The following is a 16646-nucleotide window of genomic DNA, read 5'->3' as shown; positions in this document are numbered from 1 at the left end:
CGATTTTTCTTCGGTTAGTAGACTGGTATGCAGACTCAGTCAACACAATCAAGGGTGGAACATCATGGCCAACAATGGTCGCCGATCGGTTAAAGCGAAGAAGGGCCCAACCATCGGAACCGGTGGCCATGGCCGAAAGGCCCTGGAAGGCAAGGGGCCAACGCCCAAGGCGGAAGACCGGCCGTACCACAAGGCCCACAAGGCCAAGCAGCTCGCCGAGCGGTCCGCCGCCAAGCGCGGCACCGGTGCCCGCAGTGCGGGGGCAGCGAAGTCCGGGCCCAAGGGACGTGCCACGGAGGAAGTCGTCACCGGCCGCAACTCGGTGGTGGAGGCGCTCCGCGCCGGCATCCCCGCCAAGGCGCTTCACGTCGCCATCCGGATCGAGATGGATGACCGCGTCAAGGAGTCCCTGAAGCTCGCTGCCGAGCGCGGCATCCCGCTCCTGGAAACGGGCAAGCCGGAGTTGGACCGGATGACCGATGACGCCGTCCACCAGGGGCTGGTCCTGCAGATCCCGCCGTATGACTACGCGGATGCCTATGAACTGGCCGAAGAAACGGTGGACAAGTGGAAGAAGGGGCACGTCCCCAACGCCCCGCTCTTTGTCGCCCTGGACGGCATCACCGATCCCCGCAACCTCGGCGCCATCATCCGCTCCGTGTCAGCCTTCAGCGGCCACGGCGTCATCGTTCCCGAACGCCGTTCCGTCGGAGTCACCGCCTCCGCCTGGAAGACCAGCGCAGGCGCCGCAGTCCGCGTTCCCGTGGCACGCGCTTCCAACCTCAACAACGCCCTCAAGCAGTTCAAGAACATGGGCATCTTCGTCCTGGGCCTGGACGGCGACGGCGACATCTCGCTGCCGGACCTGACGCTCGCAACGGAACCGGTGTGCATCGTGGTGGGCTCGGAAGGGAAGGGTCTCAGCCGGCTGGTCCGGGAGAACTGCGACCAGATCGTGTCCATCCCCATCGATTCGGCGATGGAATCGCTGAACGCCTCCATGGCAGTGGGCATCTCCCTGTATGAGGTCTCGCGCCAGCGCGCCGCAAAGTAGGAAATATGAGTGGATGGAGCCCGCCTCCCGCGGGCCCTTCCCTCCCCGGCGCCGTGTCTAGCGTCGGGGCAGTTCAAATGCCCGTGGCGGCTACTATTTAGGTGATGGTCATGCCGCTTTTCGACACCGCTTCCACCATGGACTCCTCCACGGCAGCTCCCCTCGGTGTCAGCGTTCCGCGCGCGGACTCCGGCGGCAACCAGCACCGTGCCAGGGGCCGGGCCAACGTGGCCTGCTACGCCCCGGGAGTGCCCAGCCTGGAAATCGTCTACATCGCACCCGGCGGGGACTGGCGTGTCCAGGCGCTCCCCAACGTCACGGAGGGGGTCCACCACGGCATCGTGGAGGACCTGCCCTACGGCTCGCGGTACGGGTTCCGCCCCGCGTCGCGGGAACAGTCGCTGCCCCTTTCGATGCCCACGCGGGAGGTTGAGGACGACGGCGGCCAGCCCCTGCTGCTCGATCCGTACGGCCGTGCGGTGGACCAGCGGGACGGCGTGCTCACCAGCGTCCGGATGGCCGGAGACTTCACCTGGGACGGTGACGAACGGCTGCGCCTGAAGTGGCGCGACACCATCATCTACGAAGCCCATGTCCGCGGGCAGACCATGCTCCACCCGGATGTTCCCCGGGAGCTGCGCGGCACCTACGCCGGCATGGCCCACCCCGCCGTGGTGGAGCACCTCACCAGCCTGGGAGTGACTTCGGTGCAACTGCTGCCGGTGCATTTCCACCTCGACGAACCGCACCTGCAGGATCTGGGACTGACCAACTACTGGGGCTACAACACTGCGGCCTTTTTTGCCCCGCACCCGGCATATGCCACCAAGGCGGCGCGGGAGGCCGGGCCGAAGGCTGTGCAGGACGAATTCAAGGGAATGGTCAAGGCCCTTCACGCCGCCGGCCTGGAGGTCATCCTTGACGTCGTCTACAACCACACGGCGGAGGGCGGACCCAAAGGCCAGACCGTGAGTTTCCGGGGCCTGGGGGAGGACACGTACTACCGCACGGACGGGCAGGGCAGGTATGTGGACACCACCGGCTGCGGGAACAGCCTGAACTTCGCCGAGCCCCGGGTGGTCCAGCTGGTGGTGGACTCGCTGCGGTACTGGGTGGACGAGTTCCACATTGACGGCTTCCGTTTCGACCTCGCGGTCACCCTGTGCCGCAACGCTGCCAACGACTTCGACCCCCGGCATCCATTCCTGCTGGCCGTCGCGGCGGACCCCGTCCTGTCAGACGTGAAGCTGATCGCCGAACCCTGGGACGTGGGCTACGGGGGCTGGCAGACCGGACGGTTCCCGCTGGGTTGGGTGGACTGGAACGACCACTTCCGGGATTCCCTCCGCTCCTTCTGGCTTGCGGACCGGGCAGCCCTCGAAAACGGCGGCCACGGCGGGTCAGTAGCCAAGCTCGCTGACTCGCTGTCAGGCTCCGCTGCCCTTTTCCAGGCTTCCGGACGCTCCCGCCTGGCATCGGTCAACTACATCACCGCGCACGACGGCTTCACCCTGAACGACCTCGTTTCCTTCGACCGGAAGCACAACGAGGACAACGGTGAGCAGAACCGGGACGGCCACGGCGACAACCGCAGCTACAACCACGGCGTGGAGGGCCCCACCGAGAACGGCGACATTCTTGCCAAGCGGGCCCAGTCCCGCCGCAACCTGATGGCCTCGCTGCTCATTTCCCTCGGCGTGCCCATGATCACCGCCGGTGACGAACTGGCACGGACGCAGCTGGGCAACAACAACGCCTATTGCCAGGACAACGCCATCACCTGGCTGGACTGGACCCGCACGCCGGAATCCCACGAGATGCTGCGCAGCACCAAGCGCTACATCCGCCTGCGCAAGGAGTTCCTCGCCGCCCAGCCCCACGACTTCCCCGTCCGCGACGAACAGTCCTACCTTTACTGGTTCGACCAGGACGGCCGGCCAATGTCCACCGAGCGCTGGAACGATCCGCGCCACCGGGTGGTCCAGCTCCTGCTCGGCACCGACGACGGGGAGTTCGCAGGACTGATCGTGGTGAACGGCGGAACCTCGGACGTGCAGATCACGCTCCCGCAGGTTACCGCCGAAGGGACCGCTCCGCGCAGGTTCGAGCTCCGCCTGACCACCTCACCGTTGCACGAACAGCGGCAGGGCGGGGTGGTGGCTGCCGGGGAGACGGACGTGGCCGAGGCCAACTCCATCAGCATCTACCGCACGTAGCCTGGACCGAAGAATGCGCAACCGTTCCCTCCTGCCCCTGCTGCTGGGTGCCCTTGTGGTACTGGCCCTGGTCATGTTCGGCGGCCCCGGACTCCTGGATCAGCCGAGGGAAAGCACGACGGCGGAGGCCACCTCCCGCGCCACGGCACCGGGTTCCGCCTCACAGTCCACCCCCGCGGCGCCGGTCGCGGCTGACAACCCTTCAGGGCTGGCATCCATCCGGGAATCGGAACTGCCGCCTGAGGGCCGCAGGGTCCTGGCACTCATCCGCGCGGGAGGCCCGTACCAGTACAGCCAGGATGACCAGACCTTCGGCAACTTCGAGCGCATCCTGCCGCGCCAGGACCGCGGATACTACCGCGAGTACACGGTGCCCACGCCCGGGGAATCAGACCGGGGTGCCCGCCGGATCGTGGCCGGCAGCGGCGGGGACAAGTACTACACCGAAGACCATTACGAGTCGTTCAAGTTCATAGCGGAAGGCAGCTAAGCAAGCCATGAAAATCTACTCTGGCGACACCTGGACCCTGGAGGAACTGCAGGAACAGGTGGCCGATGCCGGACGCCGAAGCCTGGTTGTCCCGCCGGCTGACAGCAAACGTGCCGTCCTGGAAACCTTCGGTGAAGTCCTCAGTTTTCCGGAACACTACGGGGTCAACCTCGACGCCCTGAACGACTCCCTGCACGACTTTGCGGACTCGATCACGGACAACGGCAACGCCCCGGTCACCGTCCTCTGGCAGGTGGCCGCCCCGTTCCGGAGCGACAGGTCCTTCGGGATCATCTGTGAGATCCTCCAGGACGCGGAAAGCTACGCCGGCAAGGACCTGGCCGTCACCGCCGTCCTGCTCTAGCCGCAGTCAGCCGCCGGCAGGTTCCTCCTGCGACAGGTAGGTATCGAGCAGTTCGGCGGCCCGGGCGCCGTCGTCCTCCGCAGCCAGCCCCTTGCGCATGCTCTCGGCTTTTTCCCTGCCGGCCGGGAACGGGGGCAGCAGCGGAATTTCCGGATCCGTCAGCACCTCGATCACCATGGGCCGGTCCGCGGCAAAGGCCTGCTCCCACGCTTCACCGAGCAGCTCCGGATCCTCCACCCGGATGCCCCCAAGGCCCAGCAGCTCGGCGTATCCGGCGAAAGGAAAATCGGGAAGCTCCTGGCTGGCCGCGAACCGCGGCTCGCCCTCAGACTCGCGCTGTTCCCAAGTGACCTCTGTCAGCTCCCGGTTGTTGAAGACGCACACCACGAACCGCGGGTCCTCCCACTCCTGCCAGCGGTGCGCCACGGTGGCCAGCTCGGCGACACCCGCCATCTGCATGGCACCGTCCCCGGCCAGGGCCACGAGCGGCCGGTCGGGGTGGGCCAGCTTCGCGGCAATCCCGTAGGGAATGGAGCACCCCATGCTGGCGAGGGTGCCGGAAAGGTGCGCCGGGACCCCGGGCGGCAGCACCAGTTGGCGGGCATACCAGTACACGCAGCTTCCGACGTCGACGCTCACCTGCGCGTTTTCCGGGAGCCTGCCATTAAGCTCGCGGACCACGCGTTCGGGGTTGACGGGCAAGGCAGGCACGGCGGCGCGGTCCGCGGCGAGGATACGCCAGCGGCTGACTTCATATTCCACGTCCGAGCGCCACTGGCTCCGCGGGCGGTGCTCGAGCCTACGGCCCAGGGCCGCGAGGGCGGATGCCGCGTCACCGGGCAGGCCCACCTCCACCGGGTAGCGGTTGCCGATCTTCTTCTCGTCAATATCGATCTGCACGGCGCGCGCCGCCCCGGGCGGCGGATAGAACTCCGTCCACGGATCATTGGACCCCACAATCAGCAGGGCATCGCAGTTGCCCAGCAGGTGGGCGCTGGCAGTGGTGCCCAGGTGGCCCATGGTTCCGACGGCGAAGGGGAGCGTCTCATCAACGTACGGCTTGCCCAGCAGGCTGGTGGCAATGCCGGCACCCAGCTTTTCCGCCACGGCCACCACTTCTTCGAAGGCGTGCCGGGCACCCTGGCCGACAAGCAGCGCCACCCGTTCCGAGGAGTTCAGGAGGGCGGCCGCGGCGTCCAGGTCCTCATCCCGGGGCGTCTTGGCGGCAGAACTCCACGACGGGCTGGTAACCACGATGCCGTGCTGCTGCTCGAGTTGCGGTGCCGGCGCGGACTGGATGTCATGCGGGACGATGACGACGCACGGCGAGGACGTGGCCTTCGCCGTGCGGAATGCCCGGTCCAGGACCATGGGCACCTGCTCCGGGGCGCTGACCAGCTGGACGAACTGGGATGCTACGTCCTTGAACAGGGCGCCCAGGTCAATTTCCTGCATGTAGGCCGAGCCCAGCACCGTACGGCTCTGCTGCCCCACGATCGCAACCACCGGCACGCCGTCGAGCTTCGCGTCGTACAGCCCGTTAAGGAGGTGGACGGCGCCCGGGCCCTGTGTTGAGGTCACCACCCCCACGCCGCCCGTATACTTCGCGTGGCCCACGGCCATGAATGCCGCGGTTTCCTCATGCCGGGCCTGGACGAACTCGACGCGCCCGCCGGACCGCCGCAGCGCGCCCATGAAACCGTTGATCCCGTCGCCGCTGTAGCCGAAAACCCGGTCCACGCCCCAGGTGGTGAGCCGGTCCACGATCACGTCGGACACGGTTTGTTCAGTCATGGATCCTCCTGCGTCGGTTCAGGCCGGTTGGCGAAGGGTCAAGCGTTGACGATCAGGCCCAGCTCAGCCTTGGATGCCAGGGCCTCGTGCCGGGGCAGGACCCTGACGGTGTAGCCGAAGGAGCCCGAGCGGTCGATCACCAGCGAGCCGCTGAAAAGGTGGCGGCCGTTGCCAAGGTCCTCCTTCACCTGCAGCTCCATCAGGGTGATGTCCGCCAGGGTGTCGCTTTCCTCGGCCCGGCCGTAGGCCACCTCCACGCACACGTCATCCGGGGTAAGGCTGTTCAGGGCTACGTAGGCGTTGACCTGCAGGGTGTCGCCGATCTGCGGATCCTCGGAGACGCCCACCGAATCCACGTGCTCCACGTGGACCTGGGACCAGTTGGAACGCACCTTGGCTGACCACGATGCGAGCGAACGTGCCTGCGAGTACGAGTTGGCGATGGCCTTGCGGCCGGCTACGGCGGCCGGACGGTAGAGGATGTTCACATAGTCGCGCAGCATACGCTCAGCAGAGACGGCAGGGCCCAGGTGCGACAGGGTGTGCTTGATCATCGAGACCCAGTGCGTGGGCACCTTCTCGGCCGCCGACGTCGACGGCCCGGCGGCGCCCGCCGCCTCCGAGACGGTGCTGCCGTAGAACCTCGGCGCCACCTGGGTTTCGAGCAGCTCGTACAGGGCTGCCGCCTCGATGTCGTCGCGTTCTTCCGGTGACGCGCCGTTATTGGCGGTGGGAATCGCCCAGCCGTTCTCGCCGTCGTACATCTCGTCCCACCAGCCGTCCAGGACGGACAGGTTCAGCGAACCGTTCAGCGCCGCCTTCATGCCGGATGTCCCGCAGGCTTCCAGCGGACGCAGCGGGTTGTTCAGCCACACGTCGCAGCCCGGGAACAGGGTGCGTGCCATGGCGATGTCGTAGTTGGGCAGGAACGCGATCCGGTGCCGGACCTCGGGGTCGTCGGTGAAACGGACCAGGTCCTGGATCATCTTCTTGCCGGCGTCGTCGGCAGGGTGGGACTTGCCGGCGATGACCAGCTGGATGGGATGTTCCTTGTGCAGGAGCAGTGCCTTCAGCCGTTCCGGTTCGCGCAGCATGAGTGTCAGCCGCTTGTAGGTGGGAACGCGCCGCGCGAAGCCGATGGTCAGCACATCGGGGTCCAGGACGTTGTCCGTCCAGCCCAGTTCGGCGTCTGCAGCGCCGCGCTTCTTCCAGGCTGCACGAAGCCGTTTGCGGACGTCGTCCACCAGCGCGGACCGCATCTCCCGCCGCAGCGCCCACACGTCGGCGTCGCTGACGTTGTAGGCCAGGTCCCACCGGCCGTTGGCCTCGGCCTCGCTGCCGAACTGGTCGCGGGCCAGCTTGGCGATCCGGCTGTCCACCCAGGTGGGCACGTGCACACCGTTGGTGACCGAGGTAATGGGTACCTCGGAGGGGTCGAAGCCGGGCCACAGTGCTGAGAACATGCCCCGCGACACTTCGCCGTGCAGCTTGGCCACGCCGTTGGCGCGCTGCGCCAGGCGCAGGCCCATTACCGCCATGTTGAACACGGCCGGGTTGCCGTCGGTGTAGTTCTCGCGGCCCAGTTCCAGGATCCGGTCCACCGGCACGGCCGGTGCCAAGCCGGCCTGGAAGAAGTGGCTGATCTGCGAGATCTCGAACCGGTCGATGCCGGCCGGAACAGGAGTGTGGGTGGTGAACACGGTGGAGGCGCGGCCGGCCGCCAGCGCTTCATCGAAGGTCAGCGCCTGGTCCCCGGACATGAGCTCCTGGATGCGTTCAATGCCCAGGAAGCCGGCGTGGCCCTCGTTCGTGTGGAACACTTCCGGCGCGGGGCAACCGGTGAGCTGCTGGAAGGCGCGCAGCGCCTTGACCCCGCCCATGCCGAGCAGCAGTTCCTGCTGCAGCCTGTGGTCACCGCCGCCGCCGTACAGCCGGTCCGTGATGCTGCGCGCCGCGTCATCGTTGCCGGGCACATTCGAGTCAAGGAGCAGCAGGGGGACGCGTCCGACGTCGGCCCGCCAGATGTGTGCCAGCAGCCGGCGGCCGTTGGGCAGCGGCAGGGTGATCTGCAGGGGCTTGCCGTTGCCGTCGGGGGAGGGTTCGCGAAGCAGGGTGAGGGGCAGGCCGTCCGGGTCCAGGACGGGGTAGGTCTCCTGCTGCCAGGCGTCCCGGGACAGCGACTGCTTGAAGTAGCCGGCCTGGTAAAGCAGGCCCACGCCGATGAGGGGCACGCCGAGGTCCGACGCCGCCTTCAGGTGGTCGCCGGCCAGGATACCCAGGCCGCCGGAGTACTGGGGCAGGACCTCGGTGATGCCGAACTCGGGGGAGAAGTAGGCGATGGACGCCGGCGCCTCCGGCCCCAGGCCCTGGTACCAGCGCGGTTCCTCTAGGTACCGGTCAAGGTCTTGCTCCGCTGCCCGCACCCGCTCCACCACGGACTGGTCGGCGGCAAGCCGCTGGAATTCTTCCCTGCTGACCATGCCCAGGAAGCCGACGGGGTCCTGCTCGCTTTCTTCCCAGATGCGGGGGTTCAATCCCGCAAAGAGTTCCCGGGTGGGGCGGTGCCAGGACCAGCGCAAATTGCTTGCAAGCCGCGCCAGCGGGCGGATGGGCTCGGGGAGGACTGTACGGACCGTAAACCTGCGGATTGCCTTCACCTGCGTCACACTAACGGACAACATGGGCGGCCGGAACCAGCTTTGGGTTTCTTTTGGGTAAATGACAGGGGCGTGCAGGAAATGACGTGCGGCACGACGAGATTAGTGAGCAGGCTTAGCAATCTTGGACTTTTCTCGCTAACGTCGAGCCTGTGACGACTAACTCAGGAATCAGTGCCGTAACAGAGAAAATGCCAAGGGGATCCATCACGGAGGGGCTGCGGTTCGGACGGTTTCCGATCACGGCCGTGCAGCCCGTCGTCGAGGGTGGAAAGTTCCCGGCCAAGGCCCTGCCGGGCGAAGGAATCGTGGTGGGTGCCACCTGCTTCAGGGAAGGCCACGACCAGCTCGGCGTGAGCGCAGTCCTGCTGGACGCGTCGGGCGCAGAGCGCCAGCGCGTCCGGCTCGCGCCGCCGCGGGGGGAACGCGGCATGGGAACCGACCGCTGGGAAGGCATCCTCACGCCGTCGGAAACCGGGCACTGGTCCTTTGTCATTGAAGCCTGGCATGACCGCTACGGCACCTGGCACCACAACGCCGAGGTGAAGATCGCCGCCGGGATCGATGTTGAACTTATGCTCGCTGAGGGCGCTGCGCTGTTGTCCGAAGCGTCCGACGACGACTCCCGGAACGAGGCGGACAGGGCAACATTGCGCTGGGTCGCCGAGAGGCTGGCGGACCGGTCGCTGAGTCCGGAGGAGCGCCTCGCCGCCGGCTTCAGTCACGGAGTGGCGGACATCGTCGCCCGCCAGCCCATCCGCGAACTGGTGACGGTTTCCGAAAAGTACCCGCTCAATGTCGAGCGTGACCGTGCCGGCCGCGGTGCCTGGTACGAGTTCTTTCCCCGTTCAGAGGGCGCCGTCAAGGACCACACCACCGGCACGTGGACTTCCGGTAACTTCCGCACTGCCGCCAGGCGGCTGGACGCTGTCGCGGCCATGGGCTTCGACGTCCTGTACATGCCGCCCATCCATCCCATCGGCGTGAAGCACCGCAAGGGGCCCAACAACACCCTGGTTGCCGGTCCGCATGACCCCGGCTCGCCCTGGGCCATTGGTGCCGAGGAAGGCGGGCACGATGCCATCCATCCCGACCTCGGCACGTTCGAGGACTTTGACGCTTTTGTGGCCCGGGCCAATGAGCTGGGCCTGGAAGTTGCCCTGGACCTCGCCCTGCAGGCCGCTCCGGACCACCCGTGGGTAACGTCGAACCCGGAATGGTTCACTACCCGCGTGGACGGCAGTATTGCCTACGCCGAAAATCCGCCCAAGAAGTACCAGGACATTTATCCGCTCAATTTCGATAATGACCCTGAGGGCCTTTCCAATGAAATTCTCCGGATTGTCCTGCTCTGGGTCAGCCACGGCGTAAAGATTTTCCGGGTTGATAACCCGCACACCAAACCTGTTTGGTTCTGGGAATGGCTTATTGCCGAAGTCAACAAAGCAGTGCCGGGCGTGGTGTTCCTCGCCGAGGCGTTCACCCGGCCCGCAATGATGCACGCCCTGGGCCGGGCTGGCTTCCAGCAGTCCTACACCTACTTCACCTGGCGCAACACGAAGAAGGAGATTGAGGACTACTTCCACGAGGTGAGCCACGATTCGCCGGCGTTCTTCCGGCCCAACTTCTTCGTCAACACCCCGGACATCCTCACCCCCTACCTGCAGTTTGGCGGCCCGCCGGCGTTCCGGATCAGGGCAGTCCTGGCCGCCACGGCCAGCCCGTTATGGGGGGTTTACGCAGGCTACGAGCTTTACGAGCACGTTGCCCGTCCGGGCGCCGAGGAGTACATCGACAACGAGAAGTTCGAATACAAGGCACGCGACTGGGATGCGGCAGCCGAATCCGGACGCACCCTGGCGCCGTTCATCACCCGGCTGAACCACCTGCGCCGGGACCACCCTGCGCTCCAGGACCTGCAGAACCTGACAATCCACCAGAGCACGGACGACGCCACGGTGGTGTACTCCAAGCACAAGACATTGCCTGACGGTTCCAAGGACACCCTCATCGTGGTGGTCAACGTGGACCCGCATGTCACTCGGGAATCCACCGTGACACTGGACCTCGCCGCGCTTGAACTGGATCCGCAGGACCTGACCGCCAACGGCGGATTCTACGTGGACGACCTCATCTCCGGGGAAAGCTGGGAGTGGGGCGAGTACAACTACGTGCGTCTGGACCCGCATGTTGAGCCCGCACACATCCTCAGCGTGAGGAGAACGCATCAGTGAGTTTTACTGCGCAAAGTTCGGGCCAGCACTTCACTCCCAAGAGCACATTCGAGCTCAACGCCCCGGGCCTCCAGCATGATCCGCTGTGGTACCGGAAGGCCGTGTTCTACGAAGTACTGGTCCGGGCTTTCGCGGATGCCAACGGCGACGGGTCCGGAGACTTCTCCGGCCTGATCGACCGGTTGGACTACCTGCAGTGGCTGGGCGTGGACTGCCTCTGGCTGCCGCCCTTTTTCCAGTCACCGCTGCGGGACGGCGGCTACGACATTTCGGACTACAACTCCGTGCTGGACGAGTTCGGCACCATCAGCGACTTCAAGCGCCTGGTGGCCGAGGCGCATGCCCGGGGCGTGCGCGTGATCATCGACCTGCCGCTGAACCACACCTCGGACCAGCACCCCTGGTTCCAGGAGTCCCGCAAGGACCCCGAGGGGCCTTACGGGGACTTCTACGTATGGAGTGACACGGACGAGAAGTACCAGGATGCCCGCATCATCTTCGTGGACACCGAGGAATCGAACTGGACGTTCGACCCCATCAGGCGGCAGTTCTTCTGGCACCGGTTCTTCAGCCACCAGCCGGACCTGAACTTCGAAAACCCCAAGGTGATCGAGGCGCTCTTCGATGTGGTGCGGTTCTGGCTGGACCAGGGCATCGATGGTTTCCGGGCCGACGCCATCCCCTACCTGTACGAGGAGGAAGGGACCAACTGCGAGAACCTGCCGGCCACCCACGAGTTCCTCCGCAAACTGCGGGCCATGGTGGACGAAAGCTACCCCGGCCGGGTGATCATCGCTGAGGCCAACCAGCCACCCAACGAGGTGGTGGAGTACTTCGGCACGGAAGCGGAACCGGAGTGCCACATGGCCTTCCACTTCCCGATCATGCCGCGGCTGTACTACGCGCTCCGGGACCAGAAGGCAGCGCCCATCATCGAGACCATGAGGGACACCCCGGACATTCCGGAGGGCGCCCAGTGGGGCACCTTCCTGCGCAACCATGACGAACTGACCCTCGAAATGGTCACCGCCGACGAACGCGCGGCCATGCTCGGCTGGTATGCCCCCGATCCCCGGATGCGGGCGAACATCGGCATCCGGCGCCGGCTGGCGCCGCTGCTGGACAACTCCCGTGCCGAGATCGAACTGATCAACGCGCTGCTCCTGTCCCTGCCCGGCAGCCCGTTCCTGTACTACGGCGACGAAATCGGTATGGGCGACAACATCTGGCTCGAGGACCGGGACGCCGTCCGTACCCCCATGCAGTGGAACCCCGACCGGAATGCCGGTTTCTCCCACGCGGACCCGGGCAAGCTGTACCTGCCTCCCATCCAGTCGCTGGTGTACAACTACAGCATGGCGAACGTGGAGGCCGAGTCCGCCCATTCCGGTTCCCTGCTGCGGTGGACCCGGCAGATCCTGAGCGTCCGCAAGAACCATGCCGCGTTCGGCCTGGGCGTTTACAAGCACGTGGAGGCCGACCACGACGCCGTCCTTGCCTACCTCCGCGAACTGCCCCATGGCAACCCCGCGGGACTGAACGGCGAAACCGTCCTGTGCGTCTTCAACCTTTCCCAGCATCCCGTGGCAGCCCGGCTGCGGGTACCGGAGTACGCCGGCCGCGGACTGCGGGATGTCTTCGGGGGACAGATGTTCCCCGGAATCAATGACGACGGCACGCTGACGTTGACCCTGGGCAGCCACGATTTCTTCTGGTTGCGCGTCCGGTCTGCGGCATCCAACCCGTCATCGCCCTACACCCAGGCCATGCCCATCCTGTCGATAGAGGAGTGACATGAACCAGCCTATTCTCACGCCCGCCCTGACCGCACTGCTCCAGGAATGGCTCCCGAAGCAACGCTGGTTTCCCATCAAGTCGCCTGACTTCGAAATGTCCCAGGCAGGGAGCCTGGGGCTTGAAGACCCGGCCAGGCACGCAGCCCTGTCCGTGTTCCTGCTGAACGTCAGCACGCAGGGCTCCGACGGCGGCAGGCGGACTGCCGTGGTCCAGGTTCCGCTGAGCTTCCGGCCCGCACCCGCAGCAGGAATGGAACGGGCGCTTGTTGGCCAGGCGGCCGGCACGGATCCGTCCCGTCCGTGGGTCTACGACGCCGTCCACGATCCCGACTTCGTGGGCTCCTGGCTGCAGCTGATCCGGAATGAAGAGAAGGCTGCCAGCGGCACGGCAGCGGGTTTCAAGGTCCCCGGGAGCTACCGGCTGCCTACCGCGCACGGTGTTGTGAAGGTCCTGTCCGGGGAGCAGTCCAACAGTTCAGTGATTGTGGACGACGGCGAATCGGCAGCGATTGTGAAATTCTTCCGGGTGTTGTCCGAGGGCGCCAACCCCGAAGTTGAGGTGGGGTCCGCCCTGACCTCCGCCGGGACGTCCGAGGTACCCGCAACCCTTGGCTGGGTGCGGGGGGAGTGGCTGGCCCACGGCAGGACCCCGTCTGACGGAAAGGGTACCCGCCAGGTGCAAGGCGAGCTGGCCGTGGCACACGAGTTCCTGGCCGGCGGGCGGGATGCCTGGCGCCTCGCGGTGGACGCCGCCCGTTCCGGCACTGATTTCACCACAGAAGCCAGGGCCCTCGGGGCCGCCACCGCAACAGTGCACCGCCGCCTTGCCGAAGCGCTGGGACAGTCCGCCGAAAGCGAACCGGGCAAGGTGATCGGACCGGGAGTAGCCCAGCGCGTCCGCCAGGCATGGGCGGAAGCCGGCCCCGCCGTCGGGCCCTTTGACAAAGAACTGGACGCGCTGCTGGAAGGCCTCGACGGTGTGCCCACCGGGCCGCTCCAGCGGATCCACGGCGACCTTCACCTGGGCCAGATCCTGCAGGTCCCGGCACAGGGCGGCCCTGACCGGTGGGCCATCCTCGACTTCGAAGGCGAGCCCCTTCGGCCCATCGCCGAACGGAACGTCCCCGACGTTCCCCTGCGCGACGTCGTCGGAATGCTCCGCTCCTTCGACTACGCCGCGGGAGCCGCCCAGCGCGAACAGGAAGGCGCCCAGGTGCCAGCAGCGTGGGTGGACGACTGCGCGGACGCGTTCCTTGACGGCTACGCCAGCGTCACGCCAGGAACCGTGGACCGGAACGCGCCCCTCTTTGTGGCATTGTGGCTGGACAAAGCACTGTACGAAGTAGTTTATGAAATGCGTAACAGGCCCGACTGGCTGGCGATCCCGGTGAACGCCTCCAGGCGGCTCCTTAGCGGTAACAGCGCCGGCGACCATGCCGGGGCAGCATCGGAAGGTAACGAAATGACAGGCTCAGCACGAACTGACCGCCCGGGCGCACCGCTGCAGGTGGACGACGGCACCTTGGGCAGGATCGCAAACGGTGAACACCACGCCCCGCACTCCGTCCTGGGTGCGCACCTGGACGACTACGGGCACGTCACCATCCGCACGGTGAAGCACCTGGCCGAAGCAGTCAACGTCATCACCGCCGCAGGCGAAACTCCCATGCAGCACGAGGCGCACGGCGTATGGGTGGCGGTCCTGGAACCGCTGCAGCACGGACACGTGCCCGACTACCGGCTGTCGGTCACCTACCCGGGGGCTGAGCCGGTGACGGTCGACGAACCGTACCGGTACCTGCCCACCGTCGGCGAGGTGGACCTGCACCTGATTGGCGAAGGCCGGCACGAAAAGCTGTGGGAGGTCCTGGGCGCCCATGCCCGGCACTACAAGTCCTCCCTGGGCGACGTGGACGGCGTTTCTTTCTCCGTCTGGGCTCCCAATGCGCAGGCTGTCCGGGTCAAGGGCGACTTCAACGCCTGGGATGGGCGCGAACACTCCCTCCGCTCCCTGGGCTCCTCCGGGGTGTGGGAACTCTTCATCCCCGGCGTTTCTGCCGGCGCTTGCTACAAGTTCGAAATCCGGACTAGGGCCGGTCACTGGGTGGAGAAAGCCGACCCCCTGGCATTCGGAACCGAGGTTCCACCGCTGACGGCCTCAAGGGTGGTGGAATCCTCCTACGCCTTCAAGGACGACGAGTGGATGGAAGCGCGTGCCCAGCGGGATCCGCACAATTCCCCGATGAGCGTCTACGAAGTACACCTCGGGTCCTGGCGGCTGGGGCTGGGCTACCGCGAGCTCGCCAAGGAACTGGTGGACTACGTCAAATGGCTCGGCTTCACCCACGTGGAGTTCATGCCTGTGGCGGAGCACCCGTTCGGTGGCTCCTGGGGCTACCAGGTCACCTCCTACTTTGCGCCGACGTCCCGCTTTGGCCACCCGGACGAATTCCGGTACCTGGTGGACACGCTGCACCAGGCCGGCATCGGCGTGCTGCTCGACTGGGTTCCGGCCCACTTCCCCAAGGACGCCTGGGCCCTTGCCCAGTTCGACGGCGAGCCACTCTACGAGCACGCCGACCCGAACCTTGGCGAGCACCCGGACTGGGGAACCCTGATCTTCGACTTTGGCCGTACCGAGGTACGCAACTTCCTGGTGGCCAACGCCCTCTACTGGCTCGACGAGTTCCACATTGACGGACTGCGCGTGGATGCCGTTGCCTCCATGCTCTACCTGGACTACTCCCGGCAGGACGGCCAGTGGCAGCCCAACCGCTTCGGCGGACGGGAAAACCTGGAGGCCATCTCCTTCCTGCAGGAAGTCAACGCCACCGTCTACAAGACGCACCCGGGTGCCGTGATGATCGCGGAAGAGTCCACAGCGTTCCCGGGCGTCACGGCGCCCACCAGCCACGGCGGGCTGGGCTTCGGGCTCAAATGGAATATGGGCTGGATGCACGACTCCCTCAAGTACGCCTCCGAGGATCCCGTCAACCGTAAATGGCACCACGGCACCGTCACGTTCTCTATGGTGTACGCGTTCACGGAAAACTTCCTGCTGCCCATCAGCCACGATGAGGTTGTGCACGGCAAGGGCTCCATGCTGCGTAAGATGCCGGGCGACCGCTGGCAGCAGCTCGCCAACCTGCGCACGTTCCTGGCCTACCAGTGGGCGCACCCCGGCAAGCAGCTGATCTTCATGGGCACCGAATTCGGCCAGGAAGCAGAATGGTCAGAGCAGCACGGGCTCGACTGGTGGCTTGCGGATATCCCCGCGCACAAGGGCCTGCAGCTCCTGACCAAGGACTTGAACGAGCTGTACAAGACCACACCGGCGCTCTACACCCGGGACAACGAGCCCGGCGGGTTCCAGTGGATCAACGGCGGCGACGCCGACCGCAACGTCCTGTCCTTCATCCGCTGGGACAAGGACGGTAACCCGCTGGTGTGCGCCATCAACTTCTCCGGCGGCCCGCACGTCGGCTACACCCTCGGCGTACCGGCGGCGGGGCCATGGATGGAAGTCCTCAACACGGACCATGAAACCTACGGCGGGTCCGGTGTCCTGAACAAGGAAGGACTCAAGGCCGTCGACGAAGGCCAGGACGGCCAGCCCGCCACGCTGACCGTTACCCTGCCGCCGCTCGGCGCAGCCTACTTCAAGCCAGGAGTTGCAGCACCGAAGGTATCGGGGCGTGGGACAGCAGCCTCCGCGTAGCCTGCCAGCGTGAACCGCATGGAACAGCCCGGAATCCCTGTGGTTCCGGGCTTTTCCGTGCCCCGTCACCTTGGTGGCGGGAACCGGCGTCCAGGAGAGTTGGCCATCGCGGCCAAGTGGTGGTAGAGTTTATTTCCGCGCTGGTCCACAGAGTCAGCCGGAAAACCCGACCAAAAAGCTTCATGCTGATGAAGGTCGCGACCGCCGGTTTGACAAGAGTGAAGCCAGCCGGTAAGTTTGAAAAGTTGCTCCGGAGCGATCCTGAATGTTTGGTTTGGGTGGTGCCGGGTGTGTCTGTTGTTTGAGAACTCAATAGTGTGCCA

General features: G+C 65.9%; 9 protein-coding genes. 7 read left to right on the top strand and 2 right to left on the bottom strand.

Annotated elements, in window-relative coordinates; all coding sequences use genetic code 11:
• The first annotated feature begins 64 nt into the window (after positions 1 to 64).
• From rlmB to AC5RUO_RS13540, 4 genes are all read left to right on the top strand, one after another.
• On the top strand, positions 65 to 1054 hold the full coding sequence (gene rlmB / locus AC5RUO_RS13555; protein ID WP_494010713.1) for a 23S rRNA (guanosine(2251)-2'-O)-methyltransferase RlmB: 990 nt from the start codon (positions 65 to 67) through the stop codon (positions 1052 to 1054).
• A 104-nt stretch (positions 1055 to 1158) separates the two neighbouring features.
• Positions 1159 to 3270, top strand: a complete 2112-nt coding sequence (gene glgX, locus AC5RUO_RS13550) for a glycogen debranching protein GlgX (RefSeq protein WP_494103796.1) — start codon at positions 1159 to 1161, stop codon at positions 3268 to 3270.
• Positions 3271 to 3283: 13 nt separating this feature from the next.
• On the top strand, positions 3284 to 3760 hold the full coding sequence (locus tag AC5RUO_RS13545; protein WP_494103795.1) for a guanyl-specific ribonuclease: 477 nt from the start codon (positions 3284 to 3286) through the stop codon (positions 3758 to 3760).
• A gap of 7 nt (positions 3761 to 3767) precedes the next feature.
• Positions 3768 to 4124 carry a barstar family protein gene (locus AC5RUO_RS13540; RefSeq protein WP_009357281.1) on the top strand — a complete coding sequence of 119 codons (357 nt, stop codon included), beginning with the start codon at positions 3768 to 3770 and terminating at the stop codon, positions 4122 to 4124.
• Positions 4125 to 4130: 6 nt separating this feature from the next.
• Here AC5RUO_RS13540 and AC5RUO_RS13535 read toward each other — a convergent pair whose 3' ends face one another.
• Together AC5RUO_RS13535 and glgP are read right to left on the bottom strand one after the other, a co-directional pair.
• Entirely contained in the window at positions 4131 to 5918 is a 1788-nt protein-coding gene (locus AC5RUO_RS13535; protein ID WP_494103794.1) for a thiamine pyrophosphate-requiring protein, read from the bottom strand.
• A 38-nt stretch (positions 5919 to 5956) separates the two neighbouring features.
• The gene (gene glgP, locus AC5RUO_RS13530) at positions 5957 to 8575 is read right to left on the bottom strand and encodes an alpha-glucan family phosphorylase (protein WP_494103793.1); all 2619 of its coding nucleotides are present in this window, start codon (positions 8573 to 8575) and stop codon (positions 5957 to 5959) included.
• Between the two features lie 191 nt (positions 8576 to 8766).
• Here glgP and AC5RUO_RS13525 point away from each other — a divergent pair, with 191 nt between their 5' ends.
• The 3 genes from AC5RUO_RS13525 to AC5RUO_RS13515 are packed head-to-tail and all read left to right on the top strand — an operon-like array spanning position 8767 to position 16323.
• Positions 8767 to 10809 (top strand): alpha-1,4-glucan--maltose-1-phosphate maltosyltransferase, encoded by a 2043-nt coding sequence (locus tag AC5RUO_RS13525; protein ID WP_494103942.1) that lies wholly within the window; start codon positions 8767 to 8769, stop codon positions 10807 to 10809.
• Positions 10806 to 12602, top strand: coding sequence for a maltose alpha-D-glucosyltransferase (treS, locus tag AC5RUO_RS13520; protein ID WP_494103792.1), 1797 nt, complete (start codon positions 10806 to 10808; stop codon positions 12600 to 12602). Before AC5RUO_RS13525 ends, treS begins: the two co-directional genes overlap by 4 nt.
• Before the next feature lies 1 nt (position 12603).
• Positions 12604 to 16323: a 1,4-alpha-glucan branching enzyme gene (locus tag AC5RUO_RS13515; RefSeq protein WP_494103791.1), complete on the top strand. Its 3720-nt coding sequence runs from the start codon at positions 12604 to 12606 to the stop codon at positions 16321 to 16323.
• Positions 16324 to 16646: the final 323 nt, after the last annotated feature.

It is taken from the genome of Arthrobacter sp. Y3221087 (assembly GCF_059089905.1).
This window is presented reverse-complemented; position numbering and strand designations above follow the sequence as displayed.

What these genes read in the sequence shown, in the direction of transcription:
- AC5RUO_RS13540 (WP_009357281.1), top strand. Translation starts at nt 3,768, where the DNA reads ATGAAAATCTACTCTGGCGACACCTGGACCCTGGAGGAACTGCAGGAA.
- rlmB (WP_494010713.1), top strand. Translation starts at nt 65, where the DNA reads ATGGCCAACAATGGTCGCCGATCGGTTAAAGCGAAGAAGGGCCCAACC.
- AC5RUO_RS13535 (WP_494103794.1), bottom strand. Translation starts at nt 5,918, where the DNA reads ATGACTGAACAAACCGTGTCCGACGTGATCGTGGACCGGCTCACCACC.
- AC5RUO_RS13525 (WP_494103942.1), top strand. Translation starts at nt 8,767, where the DNA reads ATGCCAAGGGGATCCATCACGGAGGGGCTGCGGTTCGGACGGTTTCCG.
- glgX (WP_494103796.1), top strand. Translation starts at nt 1,159, where the DNA reads ATGGTCATGCCGCTTTTCGACACCGCTTCCACCATGGACTCCTCCACG.
- AC5RUO_RS13515 (WP_494103791.1), top strand. Translation starts at nt 12,604, where the DNA reads ATGAACCAGCCTATTCTCACGCCCGCCCTGACCGCACTGCTCCAGGAA.
- AC5RUO_RS13545 (WP_494103795.1), top strand. Translation starts at nt 3,284, where the DNA reads ATGCGCAACCGTTCCCTCCTGCCCCTGCTGCTGGGTGCCCTTGTGGTA.